We start from the raw sequence: 7,124 nt of genomic DNA on the forward strand, positions 1-7,124 counted from the left end.
CTGCCCAGACTCACAGCGCCCCTGGCAGGTGGCACACACACCTTCGCGGCAATCCAGCGGAATCTTGATGCCTGCACGCAGCGCTGCATCAAGCAGCACTTCGTTGCCCTGAACGGTGCAGAACAGTGTTTTTCCATCGGCAAAGTTGAAGGCAACCTTGTACGTCATGATGGCTCCTCCGCCGTGTCAGAGATGGTAGAAATCGAGCACCGAATTGATCGTGTCGTTGAGCAGCACCACATGCTTGCGGGCAATTTTCCAGCTCTCGCCGTCGGGCCGCAGGCGGTAGGTGGCGCGGCCGAAGAATTGCTCGGCGTTCTGCAGCCGGTAGTACAACGTGTGCCAGTTCACCTTCACTTCCAGCTCACCACCGTGCAGCGGCGCAATGCGGACGTTGCTGATCAGGTGAAGGGTGCGCGGCATGGGAATGGTCGAAGCCGCTTTGCCGGTGCGAATCCGAAACACCCGATCTTCCAGCCCCCCGCGGTTGGCGTAGTAGATCAGCGACATGCCTTGCTTTGGGTCAAGGGTATAGACGTGTTCCGAGTCCCACTGCGGCAGGTGAAACTCGCTGTCCTCACTGAACATCGCCAGGTAGGCGTCCCAGTCCTGGGCATCGCAGGCCTCGGCGTTACGGTAGAAAAACTGTTCGACGCGGTACTGCAGTTCGCCATTCATGGTCATACCTCCTTGAGCTTGAGGGATTGCTGTTCTTCGGCCTTGCGGGCCAGGCCCTCGAGCAGGAAGCGCTGCCAGTTGCCATGCTGGTTGACGTAAAGGCCTTCGTGGGTGAACTCGGTGCCGGTCAGGGCCGGGGCGATGCCGATGGTTTCGCTGTTGCGGGTAGGGCCATCGACCCACTTGTCGCAGCCGCGGGAAATGTCGCTCCAGCGCTCCAGGCGCGCCTGGAAACCGCGCTGCGCTTCACGAAACTCCACCAGGTCGTCCGGTGTACCCAGGCCCGAGACATTGAAAAAGTCCTCGAACTGACGGATACGGTTCTCGCGGTCGGCGTCCGACTCGCCTTTGACGCCGAGGCAGAAACTGTTGATCTCGGTCTTGTTCCAGGCCAGCGGACGGATGATGCGCAGCTGCGAACTGATCTGGTCGAGGAAGAACATGCTTGGGTAGATATTCAGGTTGCGCAGGCGGTGCATCATCCATTCGGCCTTGTCCTGGCCATGCTCTGCAACCAGGCGCGGCATGATCGCGGCGTAACCGGGGCGTACGGTGGGGTTGGGCATATCACTGAACAGCACGCTATGGCCGTTGTGGAAGGCAAACCAGCCGTCATCGGTTTCCTTGTCACCCGCCCCCAGCTTGCTGTAGTCCAGGGTGCCGCTGGCGGTCAGGCCTTTCTCGGCATTGACCTGTTGGCGGTGCTGCACGGTGGCCACGTAGTTGTAGTGCACGGTGCTGACGTGGTAGCCGTCCAGGCCATTTTCGTTCTGCAGCTTCCAGTTGCCGTCGTAGGTGTAGGACGACTTGCCCGGCAGCACTTCAAGTTCGCCAGTGGCGGACTGCGCGACCATCATGTCGAAGAACACCCGGGCGTCGCCCAGAAAGTCTTCCAGCGAATCCTTGCCGTGGATGTCGAGGCTGACGAAGACAAAGCCCTTGTAGCTTTCGATGCGGGCTTTTTTCAGGCCGCGCGTTGCCTTGTCGAAATCTTCCGGGTATTCGCCCGGCGCCTTGACCTTGACCAGACGACCGTCGCTTTTGTAGCACCAGGCATGGAAGGGGCAGGTAAAGGTCGATTGGTTGCCCTTGCCGACGCGGGTCAGGGTCGTACCACGATGCTGACAGGCGTTGATCAGCGCGTTGAGCTGGCCTTCGCCGTCGCGGGTGATGATCAGGGGCTGGCGGCCGGCGCGCATGGTCATGAAGTCGTGCTTTTGGCTAATCTCGCTTTCATGGCACGCATAGATCCAGTTTTTCTCGAAAATCAGCTCCATCTCGAGGTCGAACAGCGCCGGCTCGGTGAACATGTCACGGGCGATGCGGTACACGCCTTCCACGGGACGAAAGTCCAGGCAGCCCTGGATAAAGTCCTGCCACTGGGCAATTGATTTGGTGCTCATGGAGTCTGACCTTTGCTTGCTGCGGGAATGGCTCGATTAAACCCCCCAGCCCGTCCCGGCACTATTCGGCTACCACGTGATTGCTATGCAGTTTTGCGTTTTCCATCAGGCCGCTGGCAGGACTGACGGTGCTTGACGTTGGCACCCGAGCGAAATAGCTTGGTCCCGCGTGCTACCGCAAAAGCGCATACATGAGACGCTCGCGGTTCGGGCCCTATGAGGAAATGCCATGCGTAACACCCACAATAAAAACAATGCCAGTCGTCAGCAATTCTCAACCGTTCTCAATACGCCCGCGCAAGCCATACAGTGGATGTTGAGCATCAATGGGCCACATGATCTTGAAGTCCCCAGGCCTGGCGAGCTGGATTTTCGTCATCACGGCACGATCATTGGTAATGCCGCTATCGGCTTGATCGAATACTCGACCCTGGTCAGCGTCAAGATCCAGGATTTGCAGGAGAGCTACAGCATCAACTTGCCCGTGTACGGCGAGCAAAGCATCGAGCATCAGGGCAAGGCCTTTGTTTCCAACCCTTCGGTGGGCGTAATCCTCTCGCCTAACCAGTCGTTGCGCATGACCATCGGTGAAAAATGCCTGAAAAAAATGGTCAAACTCTCGCGCAGCGCGCTGGAGGCAAAACTGTCCAAGTTACTCGGTCGGCAAATCGTGCAGCCTATACTTTTTGAACCCATGGTGCCGGTGCAAGGGGCGATGCAAGACTGGTGGAAGTTGGTGGAAAGTGTTCAGTCGATGCTGCAGACCGAGAACTCTTTGTGCGACCTGCCAGAAGTCTGGAGCAACTTTGAAGGCAGCTTGGTCACGAGCCTGCTGTTCTCTCAACGGCATAACTATTCTGATGAATTGCAAGCGCGACAAAGCGGGCGCCCGCAGTACCTGGCCCAACTTGAAGCGCTGTTCAACGCGTCGCTTGAAGCGCCACTGACGCTCGAAGACCTCGAGCACGCTGCGGGTGTTTCACGTGAGCGCCTGTACCGTGATTTTCATACCCATTACGGCATGACGCCGATGGCCTATTACCGCCAGGTACGCTTCGAACAAGTACGTGTGCGCCTGACCCAGGCACGCGCTTCGGAGAAGGTTTCCAGTATTGCCATGGATTACGGTTTTCAGCAATTCGGCCGTTTTTCCAAGGAGTACAAGGAGCGTTTCGGGGAGTTGCCTTCGCATACGCTGAAGGCGCATCGTACCCACTGAAGTTGTGACTGCAGCATCGCAACGGTGCTGCCCGCAAGGTCTGGCCATCAGGCCAGGTTCAGCGTGAAATCAGTGAGTTAACGCCCCCCATCAAAGCCATCCCTGCAGAAAATGTTATGGTAGGTGGCTTGGCGAGGTGATATTTGCACCCGCTTTGCCTTCCCGCCCGTGACATATCCCAGGTGTTTGCCCGTCCATGCGTACGGCTGCCGACATCTGATCCCGCAGCGTTTCCAATCAGCGAGCGCTCACCCGTTCCCCGTGTGCTTCAAGCCACATCGAAGTAGGAGTAGACCATGCCTGTCAAACCGTCTGACGAGGATCAGCCGAACACAATACAGCCCAATGGCCCGATGCCGAACGCTGAAAATGAACCGCTACGCGCCGCCCTGGAGCGCAAGCGCTTCGGTGGTCTGGACCGCCGCCATGAGCGTCATGAAGACGATGCGCCCGTGTCGCGAAGTGACCTCAGCAAAGGCCCGCAAGAGCTCATCGAAGACTACCAGTCGCATATCAACTGGTCGGTAGTGATCATTTCGTCAGTGGTGATTCTGGCGTTCTCGATTTGCACGATACTCAGCCCCGCTGAAGCGCGCACGACCATGAAGCTGATTGTGGACTGGATCGCGATCAACCTCGGCTGGTATTACGTGCTGACCATGACGCTGGTGATCGCCTTTGTGCTGTGGGTGGCGTTTTCCAAGGAAGGTGACGTGCGCATCGGGCCTGATCACTCGCGGCCGCAATACAAGCTGGTGACCTGGGTCGCCATGTTGTTCGCGGCAGGCGTGGGTATCGACATGCTCTTCTACTCGGTCACCGGGCCGGTCGTGCAGTACCTCACACCGCCCGCTGGCCAAGGCGGCACGCCGGCGGCCATGCAGGATGCCGTGGTCTGGACAATGTTCCACTACGGCATCGCTGGCTGGGCGATGTATGCATTGCTGGGCATGGCCATGGGCTATTTTGCTTACCGCTGGGGCATGCCGCTGTCGATTCGAGCGGCGCTGTATCCCTTGCTGGGCAAGCGCGTGCGGGGCCCGCTTGGGGATGGTATCAGCATCATTGCATTGATCGGCACGGTGTTCGGTGTCGCCACCTCGATGGGCATCGGCGTGGTGTTGCTGAACGTCGGCTTCTCGCTCATCTTCGGCCTGCCAGAGGGGCTTGGGCTGCAGATCGCGCTGGTCGGCGGTGCGGTGCTGCTGACCATCGCCGCGACCACCTCCGGTGTCGACCGGGGTATCCGCTGGATCGCCGAGCTGAATCTGTGGAGCGCGGTGGCGATGATGCTCTACATCCTGTTCAGCGGGCAGACGGCGTTTCTATTGAATGCGCTGGTGGAAAACATCGGCCGCTTCATCGTCACATTCCCCGCACGCACCTTGCAAACCTTTGCTTACCAGCCTGGCACCACCGACTGGATGGGCTCATGGACATTGTTCTTCTGGGCGTTCTGGCTGGCTTGGGGGCCGTTCGTGGGGGTATTCCTGGCCCGTATCTCCCGTGGCCGCACCCTGCGCGAATTCGTTATCGCTGCCATCACAGCGCCGGTGCTGTGTGACTTCATCATCGTCTCGCTGTTCGGTAATTCCGCGTTGTTTCAAGTGATGCAGGGCAACACCGAATTCGCCGAACTGGCAATGCAAAGCCCGGAGCGAGGCTGGTACGCGCTGCTCGGCATGTTCCCTGGCGCGATGTTCCTGATCGGCCTGGCGACGCTGTCCGGGCTGCTGTTCTACCTGACCAGCGCCAACTCGGGCGCGATGGTGATGTCGAACTTTTCTACGTCGATCCCGGACCCTTCGCATGACGGGCCGAGCTGGCTGCGCATCTTCTGGGCGATCATGACTGCGGTACTCACCGTGGCGATGCTGATTGCGGGAGGGGTGACCACCATGGAATACGCCACCCTGATCTTCGCCTTGCCGGTCACGGTCATTGCCTACCTGGTCATGGCCTCGTTCTACAAGGTGTTGCGCATGGAGCGTGCCGAGCGCGAAGGGCAGGTGCTGCGACGGCCATCGATGGCCCCGATCGGTGGCCACGTGCCAGAGCGTTCATGGAAGCAGCGGCTGGAGCAGATGCGTGCGTTTCCGTCGCAGCGCCAGGTCAGCCAGTTTCTGCAGCGCACTGTCCGGCCTGCACTGGATGAAGTCGCCGCCGAATTCGGTAACCAGGACTACCAGGTCGAGCGTGAAAACATCAGCAATGCCTACGGCATCGAAGAGCCGATACTGCGGCTGCCGATGGACACGTTCCGCGACTTCCTCTACCACGTTGCCATGGTAGAGGCACCGGTGCCGATGTTCGGCGGCCGCATGTCGCGGGAGACCGACGTGTACTACCGCCTGGAGGTTTACACCCAGACCGGCTCGGGTGGCTATGACCTGATGGGTTTGACCAGGCAGCAGATCATCGACGACGTGCTGGAACGGTATGAAACGCACCTTGCGTTCCTGACCCTGTCTGCCCAGACGGATACGGCATCGGTCATTACACCGCCCGGTGTCACTTGATCAGCGACAGATACCCGGCCACATCGCGTTTCTGCAGCAGCATCCTGAGTTGGCGCCGCCCCCAATGCATCCCCGCGGCCTTGTACCTGAGCAGCGCAACAACCAGCGACAAGGCAAAGATCTGTGGCACATAGGTGATCAACCATTGCGTCGTCCTGCCCAGGGCACCGGTCAGGCGAATGTCAGGCATCAGTTCGGTAAACCTGAGCACTACATAGCCTGACGGATGCAGGGCCATGAACAGATTCAGCAGCAGGATGCCGGGCACGGCCAGCACAATGGCGCGTAGCAGATGGCCCTCGGTCCAGCGCCAGACCTTGGGTGCCAGCAGGGGCAGGACCATTCGGTTGAAGACCAGGGCAACCAGCCCCCAGCAGGCCAGCGGCCAGTAATCCCCGCGTTGTGCCACGCTGTTAATCAGCGATTGCAGCGGCAACATGAACGCCGCCACTACCGAGTCGGGGTTGTGCGCCAGCGCAAACAGCCCGATGTAACCCTCGTTCCCGGCCATGGCACTGGGTGTGTTGCGGTGCAGCAAGCTCATTGCCCCATACAGCACGGTCATCACTGCGCTTAACGAGAACGCCAGCCCCAGCACGGCGCTCAAGCGGAACTTCAGGCTGGTGGAGATGATGTGGTAAAGCGAGCGATTACGGGCATCCATGAAAGCAGTCGCGTCGGCCGCGCTGATGATGCCGTTACGTACGGGTGAGGTTTTCTCGACGTCGGTCTCGCGCTCCATTTCCTTTATCAGCAAGCGCGCGATCTTGCTGTTCGATGCCTGGTTGACCTGCCAGATGTTGGTGTATTGCTGCACACCGTCGACGGCTTTCTTGAAGCCGCCGCTGAGCACGCCATCAAGGAACACGGTGTGCAGGTTGGGGCCGATGAACCGGCAGGTGCCGCTTGCCTGTTGATAGGTCACTTGCGCCTGTGCCGCGACCGCGTGACCGCTGGCGGTAAACACGTTTGGCTGGTCGGCGGTGGTCTGGTAGCGATCCACGGCAAATACCTGGTGGCGGTGCGGGGTGTTCATCACTTCCCGCAGGGCTGGCAGCAACCAGTCTGCACTCATCGCACCCCATTGGAAGTTCACGGAGGTGTCTGCGAAGACGTCCAGATGGTATTCGCAGATCAGTTGGCAAGCGCCTTTGCACGTGGCGCAGGTGACCTTGCCCGCTCGGCACGACCTGCAGGTGATGTTCCCTGAGCTGTGGCAGATGTGGCAGGGGATCGTTCCCGAATCATTGCACCTGTTGCAAGGCATGCCGGGCCTGCGGTTGCCGTTGCAAACGTTACAAGGCA

General features: G+C 59.5%; 6 protein-coding genes. 2 read left to right on the forward strand and 4 right to left on the reverse strand.

Annotated elements, in window-relative coordinates; all coding sequences use genetic code 11:
- From HP547_RS29945 to antA, 3 genes are all read right to left on the reverse strand, one after another.
- Nucleotides 1-99 (reverse strand): 2Fe-2S iron-sulfur cluster-binding protein (locus tag HP547_RS29945; RefSeq protein ID WP_372242887.1); only part of this gene is annotated, 99 nt, incomplete at its 3' end.
- Between the two features lie 87 nt (nt 100-186).
- Complete coding sequence (gene antB / locus HP547_RS10820) at nt 187-678, reverse strand: anthranilate 1,2-dioxygenase small subunit (protein WP_172219134.1); 492 nt, start codon at nt 676-678, stop codon at nt 187-189.
- Nucleotides 679-680: 2 nt separating this feature from the next.
- Nucleotides 681-2,081: an anthranilate 1,2-dioxygenase large subunit gene (gene antA, locus HP547_RS10825; protein WP_172286275.1), complete on the reverse strand. Its 1,401-nt coding sequence runs from the start codon at nt 2,079-2,081 to the stop codon at nt 681-683.
- Between the two features lie 229 nt (nt 2,082-2,310).
- On the opposite strand from antA, the gene HP547_RS10830 reads away from it, so the two are divergent.
- Nucleotides 2,311-3,300 (forward strand): AraC family transcriptional regulator, encoded by a 990-nt coding sequence (locus HP547_RS10830; protein ID WP_172286276.1) that lies wholly within the window; start codon nt 2,311-2,313, stop codon nt 3,298-3,300.
- 296 nt (nt 3,301-3,596) lie between these two features.
- Nucleotides 3,597-5,819 (forward strand): choline BCCT transporter BetT, encoded by a 2,223-nt coding sequence (gene betT / locus HP547_RS10835; RefSeq protein ID WP_172286277.1) that lies wholly within the window; start codon nt 3,597-3,599, stop codon nt 5,817-5,819.
- Here betT and HP547_RS10840 read toward each other — a convergent pair.
- The gene (locus HP547_RS10840) at nt 5,812-6,894 is read right to left on the reverse strand and encodes a hypothetical protein (RefSeq protein WP_172286278.1); all 1,083 of its coding nucleotides are present in this window, start codon (nt 6,892-6,894) and stop codon (nt 5,812-5,814) included. The genes betT and HP547_RS10840 overlap by 8 nt on opposite strands.
- Nucleotides 6,895-7,124 lie beyond the last annotated feature (230 nt).

It is taken from the genome of Pseudomonas sp. CM27 (assembly GCF_013179515.1).
Lineage (GTDB): Bacteria > Pseudomonadota > Gammaproteobacteria > Pseudomonadales > Pseudomonadaceae > Aquipseudomonas.

What these genes read in the sequence shown, in the direction of transcription:
- antB (WP_172219134.1), bottom strand. Translation starts at nt 678, where the DNA reads ATGAATGGCGAACTGCAGTACCGCGTCGAACAGTTTTTCTACCGTAAC.
- HP547_RS10840 (WP_172286278.1), bottom strand. Translation starts at nt 6,894, where the DNA reads ATGAGTGCAGACTGGTTGCTGCCAGCCCTGCGGGAAGTGATGAACACC.
- betT (WP_172286277.1), top strand. Translation starts at nt 3,597, where the DNA reads ATGCCTGTCAAACCGTCTGACGAGGATCAGCCGAACACAATACAGCCC.
- HP547_RS10830 (WP_172286276.1), top strand. Translation starts at nt 2,311, where the DNA reads ATGCGTAACACCCACAATAAAAACAATGCCAGTCGTCAGCAATTCTCA.
- antA (WP_172286275.1), bottom strand. Translation starts at nt 2,081, where the DNA reads ATGAGCACCAAATCAATTGCCCAGTGGCAGGACTTTATCCAGGGCTGC.